This window comes from Acuticoccus kandeliae, assembly GCF_003073115.1.
Window position 1 is genome coordinate 1 of record NZ_QBBV01000062.1, and the last position, 429, is coordinate 429.

1 protein-coding gene is annotated in these 429 nt (G+C 67.4%); it reads right to left on the reverse strand.

Annotation, left to right across the window (positions count from 1 at the left end; all coding sequences use genetic code 11):
- Positions 1 to 415 (reverse strand): cytochrome c oxidase subunit II (locus DBV35_RS29300; RefSeq protein WP_483860591.1); only part of this gene is annotated, 415 nt, incomplete at its 3' end.
- Between the last annotated feature and the right edge of the window lie 14 nt (positions 416 to 429).

A 429-nucleotide genomic window follows, 5' to 3' on the forward strand; every position in this document is an offset into this window, starting at 1 on the left:
GCGTGAACTGGATCGACCGGTCGGTCGGCAGGACCATGATCGGGATCGTGTCGCTCGTCCCCAGCGTGCTCACCGGGCGTCCGCCCTGGCCGGCCTCGTCGGGGTAGGAGAACTCCCAGTTCCACTGGAACCCGACGATGTCGACCCGCAGGTCGGCCGGGCCGCCCGCGGTCGGGTTCTCCTTGTCGATGTAGTTCTGCACGTTCACCGTGAAGCCGAAGAGCACGGCCACGATGACGGTGGGGATCGCCGTGAAGACGAGCTCGACCGGCAGGTTGTACTGCGTCTGGCGCGGCAGCGAGCCGTCGTCGTCCTTGCGCTTCCGGTGCAGGATCATCGCCCAGAACATGGCGCCCCAGGTGATGACACCGACGACCAGCGCCGCGATCGCGGACCAGGTCCACAGGTTGCGCATCGACTCGGCTTCGG